This window comes from Streptococcus infantis, assembly GCF_047460825.1.
Classification (GTDB): Bacteria; Bacillota; Bacilli; order Lactobacillales; family Streptococcaceae; genus Streptococcus; species Streptococcus infantis_V.
On the sequence record NZ_JASHFO010000024.1, the window covers coordinates 1 to 20,848 of the forward strand.

The 20,848-nt window shown below is 35.6% G+C and carries 23 protein-coding genes, 1 pseudogene and 1 other annotated feature; of the genes and pseudogenes, 19 read left to right on the top strand and 5 right to left on the bottom strand.

What is annotated here, in order from left to right; translation table 11 throughout:
• The 3 genes from QM911_RS07510 to QM911_RS07520 form a co-directional block, all read right to left on the bottom strand.
• Window positions 1–252, bottom strand: a 252-nt coding sequence (locus QM911_RS07510) for a hypothetical protein (RefSeq protein WP_414313600.1), incomplete at its 3' end; no start/stop codon positions are given.
• A 115-nt stretch (window positions 253–367) separates the two neighbouring features.
• Window positions 368–1,108: an amino acid ABC transporter ATP-binding protein gene (locus tag QM911_RS07515; protein WP_001096308.1), complete on the bottom strand. Its 741-nt coding sequence runs from the start codon at window positions 1,106–1,108 to the stop codon at window positions 368–370.
• The gene (locus QM911_RS07520) at window positions 1,108–3,282 is read right to left on the bottom strand and encodes an ABC transporter substrate-binding protein/permease (protein ID WP_414313601.1); all 2,175 of its coding nucleotides are present in this window, start codon (window positions 3,280–3,282) and stop codon (window positions 1,108–1,110) included. The genes QM911_RS07515 and QM911_RS07520 overlap by 1 nt, the downstream gene beginning before the upstream one ends.
• A 180-nt stretch (window positions 3,283–3,462) precedes the next feature.
• Here QM911_RS07520 and uvrB point away from each other — a divergent pair, with 180 nt between their 5' ends.
• The 5 genes and pseudogenes from uvrB to QM911_RS07545 all read left to right on the top strand — a co-directional run bounded on the left by uvrB (window position 3,463) and on the right by QM911_RS07545 (window position 8,773).
• On the top strand, window positions 3,463–5,451 hold the full coding sequence (gene uvrB, locus QM911_RS07525; protein WP_414313602.1) for an excinuclease ABC subunit UvrB: 1,989 nt from the start codon (window positions 3,463–3,465) through the stop codon (window positions 5,449–5,451).
• Window positions 5,452–5,469: 18 nt separating this feature from the next.
• Window positions 5,470–7,299, top strand: a pseudogene (locus QM911_RS07530) (DUF2971 domain-containing protein).
• 322 nt (window positions 7,300–7,621) lie between these two features.
• Window positions 7,622–7,858 (top strand): hypothetical protein, encoded by a 237-nt coding sequence (locus QM911_RS07535; RefSeq protein WP_414313603.1) that lies wholly within the window; start codon window positions 7,622–7,624, stop codon window positions 7,856–7,858.
• Window positions 7,855–8,286: a hypothetical protein gene (locus QM911_RS07540; protein ID WP_414313604.1), complete on the top strand. Its 432-nt coding sequence runs from the start codon at window positions 7,855–7,857 to the stop codon at window positions 8,284–8,286. The genes QM911_RS07535 and QM911_RS07540 overlap by 4 nt, the downstream gene beginning before the upstream one ends.
• 19 nt (window positions 8,287–8,305) lie before the next feature.
• Entirely contained in the window at window positions 8,306–8,773 is a 468-nt protein-coding gene (locus QM911_RS07545) for an 8-oxo-dGTP diphosphatase (RefSeq protein WP_414313605.1), read from the top strand.
• Here the strand turns inward: QM911_RS07545 and QM911_RS07550 are convergent.
• Together QM911_RS07550 and QM911_RS07555 are read right to left on the bottom strand one after the other, a co-directional pair.
• Window positions 8,770–9,285: a transcription repressor NadR gene (locus QM911_RS07550; protein ID WP_000164964.1), complete on the bottom strand. Its 516-nt coding sequence runs from the start codon at window positions 9,283–9,285 to the stop codon at window positions 8,770–8,772. The genes QM911_RS07545 and QM911_RS07550 overlap by 4 nt on opposite strands.
• A gap of 18 nt (window positions 9,286–9,303) precedes the next feature.
• On the bottom strand, window positions 9,304–9,831 hold the full coding sequence (locus QM911_RS07555; RefSeq protein ID WP_414313606.1) for an ECF transporter S component: 528 nt from the start codon (window positions 9,829–9,831) through the stop codon (window positions 9,304–9,306).
• A 174-nt stretch (window positions 9,832–10,005) separates the two neighbouring features.
• Window positions 10,006–10,141, top strand: a sequence feature (ribosomal protein L10 leader region).
• Window positions 10,142–10,179: 38 nt separating this feature from the next.
• On the opposite strand from QM911_RS07555, the gene rplJ reads away from it, so the two are divergent.
• From rplJ to QM911_RS07625, 14 genes are all read left to right on the top strand, one after another.
• Complete coding sequence (rplJ, locus tag QM911_RS07560) at window positions 10,180–10,680, top strand: 50S ribosomal protein L10 (RefSeq protein WP_001287269.1); 501 nt, start codon at window positions 10,180–10,182, stop codon at window positions 10,678–10,680.
• A 73-nt stretch (window positions 10,681–10,753) separates the two neighbouring features.
• Window positions 10,754–11,119 (top strand): 50S ribosomal protein L7/L12, encoded by a 366-nt coding sequence (gene rplL / locus QM911_RS07565; RefSeq protein ID WP_001196968.1) that lies wholly within the window; start codon window positions 10,754–10,756, stop codon window positions 11,117–11,119.
• A 142-nt stretch (window positions 11,120–11,261) separates the two neighbouring features.
• Window positions 11,262–11,585 carry a DUF2185 domain-containing protein gene (locus QM911_RS07570; RefSeq protein WP_414313607.1) on the top strand — a complete coding sequence of 108 codons (324 nt, stop codon included), beginning with the start codon at window positions 11,262–11,264 and terminating at the stop codon, window positions 11,583–11,585.
• A gap of 301 nt (window positions 11,586–11,886) precedes the next feature.
• Window positions 11,887–12,585 carry a hypothetical protein gene (locus QM911_RS07575; RefSeq protein WP_414313608.1) on the top strand — a complete coding sequence of 233 codons (699 nt, stop codon included), beginning with the start codon at window positions 11,887–11,889 and terminating at the stop codon, window positions 12,583–12,585.
• 339 nt (window positions 12,586–12,924) lie between these two features.
• Window positions 12,925–13,311, top strand: a complete 387-nt coding sequence (locus tag QM911_RS07580) for a barstar family protein (RefSeq protein ID WP_414313609.1) — start codon at window positions 12,925–12,927, stop codon at window positions 13,309–13,311.
• A 111-nt stretch (window positions 13,312–13,422) separates the two neighbouring features.
• The gene (locus QM911_RS07585; protein WP_414313610.1) at window positions 13,423–13,845 is read left to right on the top strand and encodes an SMI1/KNR4 family protein; all 423 of its coding nucleotides are present in this window, start codon (window positions 13,423–13,425) and stop codon (window positions 13,843–13,845) included.
• A gap of 526 nt (window positions 13,846–14,371) precedes the next feature.
• Window positions 14,372–14,788 (top strand): immunity 70 family protein, encoded by a 417-nt coding sequence (locus tag QM911_RS07590; protein WP_414273679.1) that lies wholly within the window; start codon window positions 14,372–14,374, stop codon window positions 14,786–14,788.
• A gap of 416 nt (window positions 14,789–15,204) precedes the next feature.
• Window positions 15,205–15,528, top strand: coding sequence for a hypothetical protein (locus QM911_RS07595; protein WP_414313611.1), 324 nt, complete (start codon window positions 15,205–15,207; stop codon window positions 15,526–15,528).
• Between the two features lie 78 nt (window positions 15,529–15,606).
• Window positions 15,607–16,029 carry a hypothetical protein gene (locus QM911_RS07600; RefSeq protein WP_414313612.1) on the top strand — a complete coding sequence of 141 codons (423 nt, stop codon included), beginning with the start codon at window positions 15,607–15,609 and terminating at the stop codon, window positions 16,027–16,029.
• A gap of 108 nt (window positions 16,030–16,137) precedes the next feature.
• A complete protein-coding gene (locus QM911_RS07605; RefSeq protein WP_414313613.1) occupies window positions 16,138–16,377 on the top strand; it encodes a hypothetical protein in 240 nt (79 codons plus the stop codon).
• Between the two features lie 554 nt (window positions 16,378–16,931).
• Window positions 16,932–17,849, top strand: coding sequence for a glycine--tRNA ligase subunit alpha (gene glyQ, locus QM911_RS07610; protein WP_316108606.1), 918 nt, complete (start codon window positions 16,932–16,934; stop codon window positions 17,847–17,849).
• A gap of 3 nt (window positions 17,850–17,852) precedes the next feature.
• On the top strand, window positions 17,853–18,326 hold the full coding sequence (locus tag QM911_RS07615) for a hypothetical protein (protein ID WP_414313614.1): 474 nt from the start codon (window positions 17,853–17,855) through the stop codon (window positions 18,324–18,326).
• 3 nt (window positions 18,327–18,329) lie between these two features.
• Window positions 18,330–20,366, top strand: coding sequence for a glycine--tRNA ligase subunit beta (gene glyS / locus QM911_RS07620; protein ID WP_414313615.1), 2,037 nt, complete (start codon window positions 18,330–18,332; stop codon window positions 20,364–20,366).
• A 29-nt stretch (window positions 20,367–20,395) separates the two neighbouring features.
• Window positions 20,396–20,653 (top strand): DUF896 family protein, encoded by a 258-nt coding sequence (locus tag QM911_RS07625; RefSeq protein WP_000187071.1) that lies wholly within the window; start codon window positions 20,396–20,398, stop codon window positions 20,651–20,653.
• The last annotated feature ends 195 nt before the right edge of the window (window positions 20,654–20,848 follow it).

Genomic DNA, 20,848 nt, shown 5'->3' on the forward strand with positions numbered 1-20,848 from the left:
TCCATCTACAACCTCAAAACAGTGTTTTGAGCTGACTACGTCAGTTCCATCTACAACCTCAAAACAGTGTTTTGAGCTGACTACGTCAGTTCCATCTACAACCTCAAAACAGTGTTTTGAGCTGACTACGTCAGTTCCATCTACAACCTCAAAACAGTGTTTTGAGCTGACTTCATCAGTTCTATCCACAACCTCAAAGCAGTGCTTTGAGCAACCTGCGGCTAGCTTCCTAGTTTGCTCTTTGATTTTCATTGAGTATCAGGAGCAACCGAAGTAAATTTTCCCACAATAAAACGCAAAATATCAAGTTTTTTTATACCTGATACAATGCGTTTTTTGATTATAAAGACTTTTTGCCTAACTTCTTCTAGGCGTTTAGAACCTTGTCTAAAAATTCTTTAAGACGCGGATGTTGTGGGTTGTCAAAGATTTGATCAGGTGTACCGTCCTCAAGGAATTCACCATCAGCAGTAAAGATAACTCGATTGGCAACCTTGCGGGCGAACCCCATTTCGTGGGTTACGATGATCATAGTCATACCTTGTTCAGCCAATTCCTTCATAACGTTAAGAACGTCACCGACCATCTCAGGGTCAAGGGCAGAAGTTGGTTCGTCAAAGAGCATGATGTCAGGGTTCATGGCTAGACCGCGAGCGATAGCCACACGCTGTTTTTGACCACCTGATAGGCTTTCAGGATTTGCATTAGCCTTATCAGCGAGTCCAACTTTTTCAAGAAGTTCCATTCCCAATTTTTCAGCTTCGGCCTTAGTCATCAACTTATGCTCTACTGGTGCGAAAGTGATATTTTCCAATACCGTCATGTGTGGGAAAAGATTGAAGTGCTGGAACACCATTCCGATATTTTCACGAACGTGGTCCACGTTGGTTGCTTTATCCGTCAAATCATAACCATTAACTGTGATATGACCTTTTGTACCTTCTTCAAGGAGATTCAAGCTACGCAAGAAAGTTGATTTACCTGAACCAGAAGGTCCAATGATACAAACAACATCTCCTTCATAGAATTTTGCTGAGATTCCTTTGAGGACTTTGTTTTTACCATATTGTTTATGTAAATTATCGACATCGATTTTTAATTTAGCCATTATTGAATCCTCTTTTCTAAGCGTTTTGCAAGTCTAGTAAGAAGAGTGATAATCACAAGATAGAAGACTGCGAGAATTGCATACATTTTGAAACTTTGGTAGTTACGAGCAATGATAATCTTACCAGTCTGGAAGAGTTCGACCAAACCGATTGCAGATACGATAGTTGTATCTTTAAGTGCGATAACAAATTGGTTGACGAAGTTTGGAAGCATAAGTTTGGTTGCTTGTGGCAAGACAATCTTACGCATGGTTTTACTGTATGAGATACCAAGGCTTCGACTAGCTTCCATTTGTCCGATAGGAACAGCCTTAATACCACCACGTACAATTTCAGCGATATAAGCGGCTGAGTTTAGGGAAAGGGCGATTGTACCAGCGACAAAGTCATTGATTGGACTCTGTTGGCCTGTAAGGGATTCGATAAAGTTAGGAACTCCCCAGAAGATAAAGGCAGCAAGAATCATCAATGGAATACCACGAATCACATCGACAAAGATTTCTGAAATAAGACGAAGTGATTTATAAGGACTAACGCTAAACATACCAAAGATAATCCCGATAACAATCGCAATTGCAAAGGAAATCAAAGCTAGAGAAAGGGTAATTCCAAGTCCACTTAGGAGTTGTTTGTAGTTGTTTTTCAACAAGCCCAAGATAGTAGTTTCGTCAACAGTTGATGATTCACTTGTTGAATCAGTTGCAAGATATTTATCAAGAATCTTTTGGAATTCACCACTTGCTTTAAGATTTGCGAGACCGTTGTTGAACATTTCAATCAATTCAGGATTGCTTCCCTTTTTTACTGCAAAAGCAGTTTCACCAATTGGAGTACCTTCGATTGGTGTTTTTAATTTTTGGCCTTGACTGATAGAGTATTTAAGAACTGGTTCGTCATCCATTACGGCGTCAATTGAACCTGTGTTCAAGCTATCATACATAGAGGAACCGTCTGCAAAGGTTTTAATTTTATAACCATATTTGCTTTGATTTTCAGTTAGGAAGGTTTGAGAAGCAGTACCGTTTTTAACACCAACGGTTTTACCCTTCAAATCTTCATAAGAAGAAATGGTACTTGATTCCTTAACTCCAAGAATAGTATTAGCTGTATAGTAAGAATCAGAGAAATCAAAGGTTTCTTTACGAGCGTCTGTAACAGACATACCAGCAATCATACCATCAGCTTGACCAGATTGAACTGCGTTAATAGCAGCGTCAAAACCTGGGTTGGTGATTTCAATTTCAAAACCTTGGTCTTCGGCAATAGCCTTGATTAAGTCCATATCAATACCAGTGTACTGGTTGCTTGAGTTTTGGAAAACGAATGGTGCAAATGAAGAATCACTTGCGATAACGTATTTTGATTTGACTGGAGTAGCTTTTTGCCCTGCGCTTGTAGTAGAAGTGAGAGAAGTTACTTGTGAACTAGTTTTAGAAGAATTTGTCCATTTATTGATAATTTTGTCCAAGCTACCATCTTTTTTCATCTGAGCTAAAGCTTCGTTAAATTCTGTAACCAGGTATTCGTACTTGCTACCTTTTTTAACTCCAAAAGCAAAGCTTCCAACGGCTTCTCCGTCCATGTTGATACTGAGATCTTGCCCTTGGTTAATAGCGTACTCGATGACTGGTTTGTCATCCATGATGGCATTTACAGCCCCTGTACTGAGACTGTTATTCATCAAATCACCAGTATCAAAGGTTTTGATAGTGAAACCATATTTATCTTTGATACTTTCTAGGAAACGTTGTGCGGCAGTACCGTTTTTAACACCAACAGTTTTACCACTGAGTTCTTCATACTTAGTGATTTTGTTAGACTTAGTCGTTGCGATGACAACTTTTGTATCATAGTATGTATCAGACATGGTAAAGACGTTTTCACGTTCTTTGGTTTTTGTCATACCAGCCATGATCGCATCTGCTTGCCCTGCTTGGACCGCATTGACAGCAGCATCAAAGCCTGGATAAGACATTTGGATATTCCATCCTTTTATCTCAGCGACTTTATTGATGATGTCGACATCAATTCCTTTATAAGTCTGGTCTGTATCTTTAAACTCAAAGGGTGCATAAGCGGTATCACTAACAATCTTGATAGTGTCCGCATTAACATAGCCTAAAGAGAATAAGGGAAATAAAAATAATAAAAATGCAAGGATTTTTTTCTTCATGTTTAGTCTCCTTTTTAGAATATTTACCCATTATAGCAGAAAATAAAAAAGTTGGCAAATATTTAGTGTTTCGATGTAAGAAGATGTGACATAGGATGCTAAGTGGCAAGAAGTTGAGAATCAGTAAGTCGATCCTTTTTATGGTAAAATAGAAGGATAGAAAATGTGTATGAGGCAATTATGATCAATAGAATTACAGACAATAAATTTAAACTTGTATCCAAATACCAACCATCTGGGGATCAACCGCAGGCCATTGAGCAGTTGGTAGATAACATCGAGGGTGGTGAAAAAGCTCAAATCTTGATGGGGGCGACTGGTACAGGGAAAACCTATACCATGAGTCAGGTGATTTCCAAAGTTAATAAACCAACTCTAGTCATCGCCCACAATAAGACCCTAGCAGGCCAGCTCTATGGGGAGTTCAAAGAATTTTTCCCAGAGAATGCGGTCGAATACTTCGTATCCTACTATGATTACTATCAACCTGAAGCTTATGTTCCCTCTAGTGATACTTATATCGAAAAAGATAGTTCAGTCAACGATGAGATTGATAAACTTCGTCACTCCGCTACATCAGCGCTCTTGGAGCGTAACGATGTCATCGTTGTAGCATCTGTATCTTGTATTTATGGTTTGGGTTCCCCTAAAGAATATGCTGATAGTGTAGTAAGTCTCCGACCAGGACTTGAGATTTCTCGTGACAAACTGCTTAATGAATTGGTTGATATTCAGTTCGAACGCAACGACATTGATTTTCAGCGGGGAAGATTTCGCGTACGTGGGGATGTGGTGGAGATTTTCCCAGCCTCTCGTGATGAGCATGCCTTTCGTGTTGAGTTCTTTGGAGATGAGATTGATCGTATTCGTGAAGTCGAAGCTCTTACGGGGCAAGTTCTGGGCGAAGTGGACCATTTGGCGATTTTCCCAGCCACTCACTTTGTGACCAATGACGACCACATGGAAGTAGCTATTGCTAAAATTCAGGCCGAGTTGGAGGAACAATTAGCTGTTTTTGAAAAAGAGGGTAAACTCCTCGAAGCGCAACGCTTGAAACAACGGACAGAGTACGATATCGAAATGCTACGTGAGATGGGCTATACAAATGGTGTCGAAAACTACTCACGTCACATGGATGGACGAAGCGAAGGAGAGCCTCCTTATACACTTCTTGATTTCTTCCCAGATGATTTTTTGATTATGATAGATGAGAGCCATATGACTATGGGACAGATTAAGGGCATGTACAATGGTGACCGTTCTCGTAAGGAAATGTTGGTTAACTACGGTTTCCGTTTGCCGTCTGCATTGGACAACCGTCCTCTTCGTCGTGAAGAATTTGAAAGTCATGTTCATCAGATTGTCTACGTTTCAGCGACGCCAGGTGATTATGAGATGGAACAAACCGATACTGTCATTGAGCAAATCATCCGTCCAACTGGTCTTTTGGACCCAGAAGTGGAAGTCCGCCCAACCATGGGACAGATTGATGACCTCTTAGGTGAAATCAATGCCCGTGTTGAAAAGAACGAGCGTACCTTTATTACAACCTTGACCAAGAAAATGGCAGAAGATTTGACCGATTACTTCAAGGAAATGGGGATCAAGGTCAAGTACATGCACTCGGATATCAAGACTTTAGAGAGGACAGAGATTATCCGAGATTTACGATTAGGAGTTTTTGATGTCTTAGTCGGGATTAACCTCCTTCGTGAAGGGATTGACGTACCTGAAGTAAGTTTGGTTGCCATTCTCGATGCTGACAAGGAAGGCTTTCTCCGTAACGAACGTGGTCTTATCCAAACCATCGGTCGTGCAGCCCGTAATAGTGAAGGGCATGTCATCATGTATGCTGATACTATGACTCAGTCTATGCAAAAAGCCATCGATGAAACAGCTCGTCGTCGTAAAATTCAGATGGCCTATAATGAAGAACACGGCATTGTCCCACAAACTATTAAGAAGGAAATCCGTGACCTTATCTCTGTCACAAAAACTGTGGCTAAAGAAGAGGACAAGGAAGTTGATATCAATAGCCTCAATAAACAAGAACGCAAAGAACTAGTCAAGAAACTGGAAAAACAAATGCAAGAAGCCGTCGAAGTGCTTGATTTCGAGTTAGCTGCTCAAATCCGTGACATGATGTTGGAAGTCAAGGCGTTGGGGTAGGTTTTGGAAGGAGATGAAATGGAAAAGTTAAATTATTTTACTGGTAAATTTAGTGAATCAGAATTAAAGAATCATTTTGATTCCTTAAATGAAGAAAAACTGAAATACGAACTTGATAATTTTATAGATCAATATCTAGATTTATCTGAATAAGAACAATTAGAATTTTCTGAATATGTTTTAGATATTTGTAATGAATTTAAAGAACAAATTGACAGTTCTTCAAAAGAACGCTTATTAGAGTTTTTCAATAAATTCTTTTTAAGTGAATTTTTACAAGTTTCAAGTTTTTCAATCAGATTATATTTAGATTTTTTATATTATTACATTTCTAAAGCTCATAATTATGAAGATTATTCAATATTCATTGATAATAATAGTTTATTTTTACACTTATGTCATCAAGTAATTACGGAGAATATTGAAGAAGATGACAGAATTTCTTACGTCATCTCTGGGATGTTATCAGTTTTTTGGCGTGTATTTGGATATATAAGATCTGATAATACAAAAATAGGAAATTTAGAAAAGAAATTACAAGAACTTATTGATGTTGTATATAAAAAGTTTAATTTTGAATCATTTGAATTCATAAATTTTTGGTATTTTCAATTAGATGAGTTACTTTTAATTTTTAAAATTCAACATCTCGAAACTATTAATAACTTTTATATCAATAATCCTCAATCTCTTTTTGTTGGGCAATACTTGGATTTTGTGTTAAGACACTCTGAAGACGTAATTAAAAATTCGATTAATGTTGTTCGAAAGATAGCAGAAGAAAATGATTCGGATATCATTCGCAACCAAGCTATTAAGTTAATTGAGAAGTATGATAATGATTACCTTAATGAAACAAGTGATTTAGAATCTATTCCGTCATTAGATGCGACTCAACTTTTAGAACAAGCAGATAAAATTATCACCAATATTCGTTCTAAATTGACTGTTGATTCAAATGAGTTGAAAGAAATAGGTTCCTTTGGACATTATACTAAGATTGACACATTAACAAATTATCTTATAAAAGCAGACTGGAAAAATGAAAATAATTCTGAAATTCAACCTCCATTTTTACGACTTACTAATCTAAAACAGTTAAACGATCCGATGGAAGGAAGAGTAATATATGATTATTTGGGTATAGATAATACGTTTTTCAAACAATATCAAACTTCCAATGTTTTTATATCTTCTCTAACCACGGTATCTGATAGTTTACCAATGTGGAAAGAATACGCAGATTCATCTCAGGGAGCATTTCTTGAATATGATCTGTCTTATCTTGAAGATATAGTTGCTCATAAATCGATAGAGTTTGTTAAAGTTCATTATTTAGATTTAATGTCAGAGAATAAAGATGAAACAGATGTTGGTAAATATCTTGATGATTTAAAACAGCTATTTGAAAAATTGCAAGAGCTGGAAGCTGAAAAAGAACTGATAAGTTTTGCTGAGAAATTGAAGAAGATTTCTTACCTTTTCAAAGTTAAAGACTATGAATATGAAATGGAGTATCGTATTTTAATTAATTTAGATGATACAGCTATACAAAATATTATTAAAAGAGATGCTAATGATTCATCAAATGAGAAGTACTTTAAGAAAGAAGAAATTGGGTTAGAAGTTTTTGATAAAGTTAACTATAAAGATTTTAGAAAGTATATTGTATTAAGCTCGAAAGATAATGGCAGATATGATTTATTTGTATACATCAATCTGGCTCCTTTAAAATATTCGAAGGTTATCCTAGGTCCAAAGGTTACAGATGCAGACTATATTGCTCCTTATCTAAAACTTGCTAATCCTGAAATTGAGATTGAAAGTTCGAAAATCCCTTATCGTTAATTTAAAATTTTTTATGAAAGACGAGTGATTCTACTCTTTGGTATAACAATGAATAAGAGTAAAATAAAAATATGTAGAAAAAAAGATTTATCCAGTTTAGAAAAGCTCAAATCTTGGCTAGATTCTCATAAAATTATAGGCTTTTTCCTGATCCTTGGTCTAATCTTAGGAATAGGGCTAGGTGTCAATCTTTTTTTTTAAACTCCTTCCTATTCCGTCGCCATACAGAGATATCAACTATAGTTTTCCAATATATATAAACCTTTTTTGTCTAGTGTATCGATTATTTGACTATTGGTTCTTAGACTTGTCAAGGACAAGAATGACAATAAAAAGATATGCAGAATTATTTATCTATCTTAATAGTATTGGATTGATAGTTCATCTATTTTTAGGAGTTGGTGGGAAAAATAGTAAGGGCCTTCTGCCTTCTCTCTTATCCCTAGATCACCGCTACATCTGGTTTCCTATTGCAACTTATCTGATCTTTTTCAGTTTGGCATCTATTATAACTCTAGTAATGAAATATATTGAAAAGAAAAGGAGTCAATCACGATGAAACATCTAACTGTATTTAGGTTTATTTATCTTTTGTGCCTAGTATTTGTACTGATTCATTTTATCTTAGGGCTTTTTGGTTTAGCCTTTACACCAGTCTTGTGGAATCTCTGGTTCTTTGGTCTTTGCTTGACCTTATTTATCCAACCATGGACCATCTTTTATAAAACGAGAATTTTTCAGTGGCATCATCTAATTTTTCAGACTCTCAGCGGTTTCATTGCTCTCTTGATCTGGTTCATGACATTTTTCTTCTTTTCCACGGTTCCAGATTCATCTATGCCTATCAATTTAGACTACTATGTGATTAAGGAAAAAAATGAAATCAGAATCATCAGAGGATTCTTACTCCATGAAATTCATGAATATCATGACTTAATTAATCCTTTGATTATGAAATCTAAAGTTAAGTATGTAGAAAAAAATTAAACATTAGAAAGTGAGTCCTATGTCTAGAGCACAATTAACCATTTTAACTAATATTTGCCTGATTGAAGACCTTGAAAATCAGCGCGTGGTTATGCAGTATCGATCGCCTGAAACCAACCGCTGGTCTGGCTATGCTTTTCCAGGAGGTCATGTGGAAGATGGTGAGGCCTTTGCAGAATCTGTTATTCGTGAGATATACGAGGAAACAGGTCTGACGATTAAAAATCCTCAACTGGTCGGTATAAAAAATTGGCCTTTAGATTCCGGTGAACGCTATATAGTCTTTTGTTATAAAGCGACTGAGTTCACCGGTACTCTCCAATCATCTGAAGAAGGAGAAGTGTCCTGGGTGCAAAAAGACCAGATTCCAAATTTGGATCTGGCCTATGATATGTTACCCTTGATGGAGATGATGGAAGCTCCTGATAAATCAGAATTTTTTTACCGTCACCGTACAGAAGATGGATGGGAAAAGAAAACTTTCTAATCCTTTACTAAATAACCAAACTTATCCAAGGCCTTCTCGATATAGAGGAGGTCTTGTTCATTTTCAGCTTCGACTAGGTGATAATGGACGCCATCTGTTAATTCAGAAAGTGGTCTAAAGTCAGACCGTTCGACTTGCTCTAAAAAATGCTGAACGTCCCGGCGACAAGAGAGTTTGAGCAAGGTTTCAATCTCTCCGTAGACAGGATGATCAATCAAGGTATTCTGAACACGTCCCCCATTATCGACGATAGCTAGAAGTTCTTGACCAATTTCTTCCATCTCGTGCTTAACTTTAAACAGTTTGTGAACATACGGATTAGTCTTGCTTTCTTTATAAATATAGCCACGATTGGTTGATAAGATAGGAGCACCATCAGCACGTAAAACAGCAATGTCCTGAACGATAATCTGACGGGTTACATGAAAACGATCTGCTAAAGTTTGACCATTTAGAGGTTTTTGGGACTCCTTTAACAGTTGTAAAAGTGCTTCTTTTCGATTTTTTGTCATGTTCTTCTCTATTAACGCTTAACGGCGTTTTCTCAATGCTTTGTAAACAGCCAAGGCTAAGTAATAGTCTACCATACTATGGATAATAGTACCAAATCCAACTAATACAAACAAGACATAGAACATATTTTTTAAGTCAGTTCCAGTACTAGCATAAAAGATCATACAAGCCAAAACTTCCGCAATAGCATGAACCAATCCAAGTACAAAGTTAAAAATCAATGAAGATTTCTTATTGTCCAAGGTTTGAGGATGTTTTTGAAGATAGAAAGCACCCAGACTTCCAAAAAAGATATGGGAAAATGCGCGAAGTACAATGACAATCGGATACCCAGCCATGAGAAATCCTAAACTAGAAGCTATAATAACAAAGATAGTCATCCATGGAGAGAGAAACATGGCGATAAAAATAGCAACGTGACTTCCTAGAGTGTAGGAAGCGGGAGGAATGACAATTTTAAAGGGCATCACCAAAGGAATCAAAATAGCGATAGCTGTCAGCAATGCGGTCAAGGTCATGAATTGTGTTTTCTTTTGTGTATTCATAATAACTCCTTTTTCTGTATATACAGTTGTATAGTACAATAAAAAATCAAACAAGTCAAGAACTAAAATTGATTTTTGATGAGATTATCTTGAAATAAGGTTAAAAAATAAATAAAATTTTTAAAAAATAAGAAAAAACTCTTGCACTAAACAAAGTAGTATGGTATACTTATATACGGTTTGAAAAAACTGCCTAAGACAGTAGGGGAGCTCGACTCATAAATATCCTACCGAGGACAAAACGTATCATGTAAAAAGAAGCGTATTGTACTTTCGTGTCTAGGTTTGGGCGCGTTTTTCTTTTGGAAAAATTCCCCAAGCAAAATAATTACGGAGGTGAACACACTAATGAGTGAAGCAATTATTGCTAAAAAAGCGGAACTAGTTGACGTAGTAGCTGAAAAAATGAAAGCTGCTGCATCAATCGTCGTTGTAGACGCTCGTGGTTTGACAGTTGAACAAGATACAGTTCTTCGTCGTGAGCTTCGTGGAAGCGAAGTTGAGTATAAAGTTATTAAAAACTCAATCTTACGTCGTGCAGCTGAAAAAGCTGGCCTTGCAGAACTTGCATCTGTATTTGTTGGACCATCTGCTGTAGCATTTTCTAACGAAGATGTTATCGCTCCAGCGAAAATCTTGAACGACTTTGCTAAAAACGCTGACGCACTTGAAATCAAAGGTGGTGCAATCGAAGGCGCTGTCGCATCAAAAGAAGAAATCGTTGCTCTTGCAACTCTTCCAAACCGCGAAGGACTTCTTTCTATGCTCCTTTCTGTACTTCAAGCGCCAGTGCGCAACGTTGCTCTTGCAGTCAAAGCGGTTGCAGACAACAAAGAAGACGCAGCTTAATCTTAAGCTACGCAGCGTAGCCTAGCTACAAAAATATAAACATAAAATATAAACTTATTTGGAGGAAATAACAATGGCATTGAACATTGAAAACATTATTGCTGAAATTAAAGAAGCTTCAATCCTTGAATTGAACGACCTTGTAAAAGCTATCGAAGAAGAATTTGGTGTAACTGCAGCTGCTCCTGTAGCTGTAGCTGCTGCTGGTGGTGCTGAAGAAGCTGCTAAAGATTCATTTGACGTTGAATTGACAGCTGCAGGCGACAAGAAAGTCGGCGTTATCAAAGTTGTACGTGAAATCACAGGTCTTGGTCTTAAAGAAGCTAAAGAACTTGTTGATGGTGCACCAGGTGTCATCAAAGAAGGCGTTGCAGCTGCAGAAGCTGAAGAAATCAAAGCTAAATTGGAAGAAGCTGGAGCTTCAGTTACTCTTAAATAATAGAGTTTCCATAAAAAATGAAAACCGGAGCTTGCGCTTCGGTTTTTTTATCATATATAGAATATATAGGGGTTTGGATCTGAGTTGTTTACCTTATCTAATTCAAGTGGAGAACTAACTAGAACAAATAGAGGTGACAAATGTGAGTAAAATAGGAATGGGTTTAGGTGCTTCAATAGTATCGAATAATATTTTAGAAAATAAGGCGAATATAAAATGGATATTACGCGAGAGCAGTGTTAATGAGTTAGATAACGGATGGCGTTTTTTATCCGAAATAGATACAGAAGAATATCTATCACATGCTGAAAATATGTCAATATGTGACTGGAGTACAATTGTTGAATTAGAACCTGCAGTATTATCAATTTTTAATATGCCTATTGGAACAGAACTTACAATTATTTACGAAGATGAGAGACTGTATTTCTTAGATACAAATACTGGTCAGAAATTATCTCAGTAGGATGTTAAAGTTTACTTCATTTACTCATCCTTCATATAATTATGAGTTTTCTAAAGCAATGCCAGTATTCCACAACTCTAGATTAATTATAGCTTAAAATTTTTTCATAAAGAAGAAGTCTGAAAGCGAAATAAACTTGACAATTTATGTACAAGTTATTATGATAGTCAGAGAACTGATTTACGTTTTTAGATTCAGATAATCTAGCAAAATTGACGATTGAGATATAAAAATTAAATATTGGGGTATGATAGTGTGTAGGGTTATTAAATTATTTACAGATATAATTTCTTCAGAGGACATGGATTTTGCCTTTCAGATTGCTCATGAAACTCAAGACGGAGATATAGTTCAGGTATATGATGGAACCCAGATATTCGATTTATCAGTTAATTATGTTAGGTATCTATCTTTTATCAATCAAACGTTTAGCGAACTATATAATAAAGAATATGAACTTGATGGATATGGAATCTATCAAGTTTTTGATAGTAAGTTATCGAAAGAAGTTAGTTATCGATCTTGTGGTATATGGTCAGCTGATGATTTTAATCATTATGTTTTCCTTTCTAATAAAGGCATGATGGAAATACTCATAAATGTTTCCTTGACATTTAAATTTGAAAAAACAGCTACTGAACTGCAAAAAATATCGGGTGTCCCCTTAAAAATAAGTGAAGTAGGGAACATCGAGGAAGGTTTATATTATGTAGAAGCTAGTTTAACCAATGATGGTGAACTCTATTTGAAAATCAGTGATAAACTTATAAAATGTGACAATTATATTGCTTTTAGATTGATTGATGAAGGACTGGATTTACGTTCAATTGAATCGGAATATGAGTTAGATATAGCTACTATTCATCCCGAAAATCATTTTGTTTATCAAGTTTTAAATTGTGGATTTATGGGACTTGCCCAATCTATTTTATCGAGTTATAAGGTTATAAATACTTTGAATTACAATGCCTATTTATTAGTTTATGAGGGCGCTACTTAAGACTGTAAAAATTGTAAAAGAGTGATGATCCTAGTAAAGGACTTGCCTACTTTAGAAAATACATCCAATACCCCAACAAATCCTAACAGCCAAAAACTTTATCGATATACATATTAATAAGCATATCAAGATTGTAGAATGACTAATGGATTCCTAGAGGCCTCTTTCGTTTATCAAATGTAAACCATTAGATTATGCCCAAAAATGTATAAAGTAATGCTTGGATGGGGATGGAGAAAGACCAATAAGAACTACTAGAGTTGCGAAGTGCTGGATAAAAAAGTGATACTAGTACGAACTTTAAAAATTTTTTTAAACAGTTTAGGAGAAGAACTTTAAGTGAATGTTTATAGAAGAATAACAAAGTTAGAGAAAAACTATTTAATGGTTAAGTGCTTGAATGATTTCAATCTAAATATTGATGGAAAAAAAGTACAAAGTGAAAGAGATGCGATAGAGATATTAGCCAAAAGTTTTAATATTGATGATCTCCAAGATGGTAATTGGGATGCATTATCTGATCGACTCCAGCGTTCTAATTATATACATCCAGAGAGGATTAATATTTTTATAAACAATTTAAATGATCTTTTTATCAAGGATGAAAACTCTAAAAATATTTTTTTAGAAATATTATCTGACACAGTTTCATGGTGGAAAGAAGATGTTGAAAGATACATAGTTGATGGAAAAAGAAAAACATTCAATGTATATCTGCTAGATTAATACTAATTGTTTGATATGATATAAATACAAGCATATCTAAGGACTAGATGATTGCTAGACAGGTTGGACAAATACTAATAGTTATAAATTTTTAATAAATAAAGGTGGATTATGATTGATGAATTGAAAAAGAAGATTGCTTCTACTGATGGTGTGGACTTTGGGCCATTTGGAGAGGGGATTTCTGATGAATGGATTACAAAAGCTGAGGAAAGATTACATTTTATTTTTCCTGAAAGCTATAAATGGTGGCTTAAAAACTACATGGGTGGAGAAATTTACGGAGAAGAAATTTTCAGTATCTATGGATTAGATTTTGATAGAGTTGTAGGTGGGGATATTGTTTACATAAATGAACTGAACCGAAAAGAAGGGTTTAGTAACTCTGAACAATTAGTCATTTGTGAAGGGGAAGACGGCATGTTTTATTTTCAAAAACAGGAAAGTTTGACCAATGAGTTAGCAGTTTTTAGAGATGGAGAATACTATGCTAGCAATTTTATAGAATTTCTCATAAAAAGAATAGACGGCTAGTGAATCTATTGAGCTAAAAAAGTAGGGATTATGTTCAGTAATGATAGATAGGAAGATAGAGTGATAGTCGTTTTTATTATTTTTAGTGATGTTCGCCAATATCTCATTATGGGATTTAAAGGAATATCAGATAGTTTTAAAATCTAAGTAAAAATTCCATCTAATCTTTAAAATTACTAGTACGATGCCATTGGTTATAGTTAAGAATATTAGAGGAAGTTTAAGAGATAAATTAATCAGACACGACCAAAGTAATCAACAATCTTACTTATCTGTGAAAATGCTCCTGTAGGAAATCAAAGGAAATTAAAGATTGAATAGGATATTGACAATTAAAGCATAGATGTATAAAAGTTTGATCTCGACCATAAAGATTGGAAAGACAATTTGCTAGAGATAGTGCATAATAGATAGAAAAAAGGGGATAGCATTTGCTAATCTTCAGTAGACAGATGATTTTATTAACAATAATAGGACATCTGTTGATGTAGAAGTAATATTTAAGAATAATTTGGAGGTGGATTTTATGTCTGTAGGCTTAATGGTAGGTTATAATTGGTGGACAGTAGGAGAAGGGAGCTTTTTTAATTCATTCTTTTCGACTATATATGTTCAGCTGGAGAATAAAGACTGGGGAAGTAAGTACCCCGTTATCATGAATAAACTTTATTTTGGCGATATTCCTTTGGAAGATATTGAGAGTGGAATTGCAGAGTTGTTATCTATCCAAGAAGAGTTGAAAAAATTTCCACCTCACGACATCATATGGGATTTTGAAGATTTGTCAGTCACTCCTCCTTGGGGTAATCATATTGCTTCCCATATCACAAATTTATCACAATATTTCATAACTAGTTCAGGCAGTGATTTATTTGAAGTTATGTTAACTTGTTTTAGATTCGCACTCGAGGAAGGTCAAAATGTAGTTGTAAAAAGTATCTGAAGATGGATTTTCTAAAAATTTTTTAAATCCAATGAGCCATTAAAATTATTGAAACACCGATTTTTATTATTTCATATAACTTTAAGGTGTAAAAAATAAACTGATTTTGTAGATTTTTGAAATGTCATCATTTTGAATACAGCCGTAAATAAAATCTGACTTATTAAACTATCATGGAAACTATTTGTTTAAATGCTAAACGCTGAGTCACCTATCTATGGTCATGTTTTTATTGTTAAATTTTATAATATAGAGTGATGTGTTATATGTCATTGTGTAGAGGAGGGAAAAAACTGGATAATATAGTACTACGAAGTGAGTGGTTCGATGAATCGGAAAAGTTTTGCGAAGTTAGGCTTACTTGTGAAACAAAGTTTCTAACAATTTATCAAGTATGCTATCTCTTTGAGGATGAGATGACGAAGGTATTACTGGACATGGATGATTATATAGAAAATCCTAATCTAGCAAGAAAGATCATTTTTGGAGATGATAGGGTTGGTGGAAGTGGTTATTTTGTTTTTACTTTTGCACCTATTAATGTAAGAGAAGAGTTAAATATTGAAGTGGATATGGAAGTAGCAGATAATGACGAGGGGCTCCATCGATGTCAATTCTATGTCAAAACTCAATTAGAAAATCTAAAGCATTTTAGAAATCATTTGCCTAGAATTTTTTCAAAAGACTATAAAAGGGCAGTAACATTACACGATGAACAAACTAGAAATGTAATGATTTAGCAAGCGTTTCTCGTTTATTCTATAGATGTATGCATTTTTAATTAGATTATAATTAAAAAAATTGAAGGGGAGGGACTTGTGGACATTTTAAAGCTAGAGGAAGAGATTGATGGTACGAATTACTGGGACGCCTATGCATTAGACTTTAGAGCTTCATTTTTTGGAGATGAATGTAGACTCTATATTGAAGTTGAAAATGGTAAATCGGATCAGTATTGCTGGGAGATAGTTTTCTACCGTTGTTTTAAGGTTAACTATGAGACAGATGCTGGTTGGACATGTTTTGAAAGTGAGACTGGCACAAGAAATTTCAATATGAAAGATATTCCTTTTGAAAATCTCATGTCTCACACTGTGCATGATATTAGACTTATTGTCGAGAAAAACAATATGATACAAGCTACAATTACTTTATCAAGTATGTTAATTGACATTGTATGCCAAGATATTCAAGTCTCTAAAGTTTTGGTGAGTGAACATAACTTCTTTTGGAAGGTTTAGTTTTGCTAATGATAAATGTTTAGACTAGAAAAACTCTAAGTTAAAAACTTTTTGCAGAAATCATTAAGACTGGCCCTTCAGTCAAAATCGGTATATGAAGAAAACTGGATGAATAGAATTAAAATCGTTCAAGAAAATGGAGCTTATCATCTGCGTACAAGGGATGAAGAAATTTTGTTATTGAAAAAAACGATAGCAAAAGATAGATTTCCAATTGTTGTCTATTCTGTAAGTAATTTTTCAGTCGCAAGAAAGAGAAATATTTCCCTCTACACTGGAAATACTGATGAAATCGATAGATTACTGCTGTTTTATTCAAACTATAATATTAGGGGGGTGACTTTTTAGATATTGATCCTTTAGCAACAAGATATCACTTCTTTTATCAATTTAATAATCTTTTTGAAATAACGAAGAAGCATTTAGAATTGCTTCCAGAAAGTAGAAGACCTTCTCGTCTATAAGCGATCATCGTGTTTTTTTATCAGCCCTTCTTGTAGTAACTGTTTGTTTAGTGTCATTGCGGTCTGTATTTTTAGTTTTAGGAATATTATTGAATAATGCTATTTTTAATATTCTAAAGAATTGCAAAGATCTCTAAGATTTAATACCGAGAAAAATACAAGAGTGATGATAAAATAATTTTACTTTTTCATTCCTTTTTGTTATAATAGACGACAAGAAAGAATATCTTATCAGTAAATCCCAAGCGAGCCTGTGGTAGTGAGAGTCAGGTGATTGAGAGATGAGTGTGGCGCTTTTGGTAAATTTTAAAAAATAATGAAGTAATAAATTAGGGTGGAACCGCGTTTCTGACGCCCCTAGGTCACTTGACTTAGGAGCAAAGACACGGTTCTTTTTGTATTCTAGGTCGCAAGAAATTATAGAAAAAGGAGTTAATAATGTCTAAAAAATTAACCTTTCAAGAAATTATCCTTACTTTGCAACAATACTGGAATGATCAGGGTTGTATGCTCATGCAGGCTTATGATAATGAAAAGGGTGCGGGAACTATGAGCCCTTATACTTTCCTTCGTGCTATTGGTCCTGAGCCATGGAATGCGGCTTATGTAGAGCCATCACGTCGTCCAGCAGACGGTCGTTACGGGGAAAATCCAAACCGTCTTTACCAACACCATCAATTCCAAGTGGTTATGAAACCATCACCATCAAACATCCAAGAACTCTACCTTGAGTCATTGGAAAAATTGGGTATCAATCCTTTGGAACACGATATTCGTTTCGTTGAAGATAACTGGGAAAACCCATCAACTGGATCAGCAGGTCTTGGTTGGGAAGTTTGGCTTGATGGTATGGAAATCACTCAATTCACTTACTTCCAACAAGTCGGTGGCTTGGCAACTGGTCCTGTTACAGCTGAGGTTACTTACGGATTGGAACGTTTGGCTTCTTACATTCAAGAGGTAGACTCAGTTTACGATATCGAGTGGGCTCCTGGTGTTAAATACGGAGAAATCTTCCTTCAACCAGAATATGAGCATTCAAAATACAGCTTTGAAGTTTCTGACCAAGATATGCTTCTTGAAAACTTCGAAAAATTTGAAAAAGAAGCTGGGCGTGCTTTGGAATTGGGCCTAGTTCACCCTGCCTATGACTACGTTTTGAAATGTTCACACACTTTCAACTTGCTTGATGCTCGTGGAGCAGTATCCGTTACAGAACGTGCAGGTTACATTGCTCGCATCCGTAACTTGGCTCGTGTTGTAGCTAAAACATTCGTAGCTGAACGCAAGAAACTTGGTTACCCACTTCTTGACGAAGCTACACGCGCTCAACTCCTAGCAGAAGAGGAAGAATAACAATTGGTAAAAAGTACTAACGATAATCAAATTATTCCATTTGTTTTAAATTTAGAGGTAAAGAAGTCGAGAGATTTTGATTTCACCAAGGATGATTTAGCTGAAGCTATTTTTCGTGATAGAAAATTAAATGAAGGTTTTAATAATATTGGTTTCGAATTTGAAAAACAAACTGATATGCAATTTGATATTAAAAGTGAAAATCAATATGAAAATATCAAAAAAAAAGGCACGTATTCTTTTGATGTTATAGAACCGAATGGTGATGGAGAATACAATGAATTGTTTATTCAATTATATTTCACAATATTTGATAAAACAGAGAATATTAGTCAAAAGTTAAAAGAATCACTATATGAGATTATCAAAAAAAATTTTGAGAATGAGAATTTAATTATTGGACATGATGATCTGAGTCTTACTGATGCACTTTTAGTAATTCAAAAATTTTGTTTTAAAAGATCTGGAGAGGAATAAAACATGACAAAAAACTTATTAGTAGAACTAGGACTCGAAGAGTTACCAGCCTACGTTGTCACACCAAGTGAAAAACAACTAGGTGAAAAAATGGCAGCCTTTTTGGATAATAACCGCCTTTCATACGAAGGAATTCAAACTTTTTCAACTCCACGTCGTTTGGCTGTTCGCGTACTTGGCTTGGCAGACCAACAAACGGATTTGACTGAAGATTTTAAAGGACCTTCTAAAAAAATTGCTTTGGATGCAGAAGGAAATTTCTCTAAAGCAGCGCAAGGGTTTGTCCGTGGTAAAGGATTGACTGTAGATGATATCGAATTCCGTGAAATCAAAGGTGAAGAATATGTCTACGTAACTAAGCATGAAGCTGGAAAACCAGCTGAGGAAGTTTTGGCTGGAATTCCAGAAGTATTGGCTAGCTTAAGCTTCCCAGTAAGTATGCACTGGGCAAACAATACCTTTGAATATATCCGTCCAGTCCATACGTTGACAGTTCTTTTGGATGATGTGGCACTCGATATGGATTTCTTAGATATTCATTCAGGAAGAGTTAGCCGTGGACATCGTTTCCTTGGTCACGAAGTAGAAATTCAGCATGCTGACAGCTATGAAGAAGACCTGCGCAAGGTTTATGTTATTGCAGATAGCATTGAACGCGAAAATATGATTCGTGAGCAAATTAAGGCTATCGAAGCTGCAGAAGGTGTTCAGGTTCAAATTGATGAAGGACTCTTGAATGAAGTTTTGAATTTGGTTGAATACCCAACTGCCTTTATGGGGAATTTTGATCCTAAGTACCTAGAGGTTCCAGAAGAAGTCTTGGTCACTTCAATGGAAACTCACCAACGCTACTTTGTAGTACGTGACCTTGACGGAAATCTAAAACCAAACTTTATTTCTGTTCGTAACGGAAATGCAGAGTATCTGGATAATGTCATCCGAGGAAATGAGAAAGTCTTGGTGGCACGTCTGGAAGATGGTGAATTCTTCTGGCGTGAAGACCAAAAACTCAAGATTGAAGATCTTGTAGCTAAATTATCACACGTAACCTTCCATGAAAAGATTGGTTCACTTCGTGAGCACATGATTCGTACAGGGCAAATTGCTATCCTTTTGGCAGAAAAAGCAGGTTTATCAGTTGATGAAACTGTTGACCTTGCTCGTGCTGCAGCCATTTATAAGTTTGACCTCTTGACTGGTATGGTTGGTGAATTTGATGAGCTTCAAGGGATCATGGGTGAGAAATATGCTCTTCTCGCTGGTGAAAATGCGGCAGTAGCACAAGCTATCCGTGAACACTACCTTCCAGATTCTGCAGATGGTGCTCTTCCTGAGTCTAAAGTCGGAGCTATCCTTGCACTAGCTGATAAATTGGATACTCTCTTGTCCTTCTTCTCTGTTGGCTTGATTCCATCTGGTTCAAATGACCCTTATGCTCTTCGTCGAGCAACACAAGGGATTGTCCGTATCTTGGAAGACTTTGGCTGGAATATTCCAATGGACGAATTGATTGCGAGCCTTTATGCTTTATCATTTGATAGCCTAACTTACGATAATCAAGAAGAAGTGCTTAACTTCATTAAAGCTCGTGTGGATAAGATGATGGGGTCTACTGCAAAAGATATTAAGGAAGCTGTTCTAGCAAGCTCAAACTTTGTTGTTGCAGATATGATTGAAGCAGCAGAAGCACTGAAAGAAGCATCTCTAAATAGTGACTACAAACCAGCTGTTGAATCCTTATCTCGTGCCTTTAACCTAGCGGAAAAAGCAGAAGGTTCAGTCAAAGTTGATACTAGCCTCTTTGAAAATGAACAGGAAAAAGAACTAGCTCAAGCAGTAGAAAATCTAGAATTGAAAGGTTCAGCTAGTGATAAATTAACGCAGTTATTTGCTCTTAGTCCTGTTATTGATGCATTCTTTGACAATACAATGGTTATGGCAGAGGATGTTGATGTTAAGAATAATCGCCTAGCTATTCTAACTGAACTTGTGAATAAAGCAAAAACTGTCGCTGCTTTTAATCTTCTTAATACAAAATAGAAATTAAAAAGTAGATTGGAGGTTCAAATATGACACCAGAAAAAATCGCTCGTATTAATGAGCTTGCGAAAAAGAAAAAAACTGAAGGCTTGACTGCAGAAGAAAAAGTAGAACAAGCTAAACTTCGTGAGGAATATATCGAAGGCTATCGTCGTTCTGTTCGTCATCACATTGAAGGAATCAAAATCGTAGATGAAGATGGAAATGATGTGACTCCTGAAAAACTTCGTCAGGTACAACGGGAAAAAGGCTTACATGGTCGAAGTCTTGACGATCCAAATTCATAATTTTGAGATATAGAAAGAGAATGGGCAAAAACTCAATTTGAAAATAAAATTGAGCAAATCTTTCCACTATAAAACGCATAGTATCAAGCAAGTTTTTGTGAACACCTGATATTGTGCGTTTTTCTTATTTTTTAAGTTTTTTGCCAAACTCTTTTGGTACGACTTGTCCCGTGATGTCTCATGAAATCTCAAAGC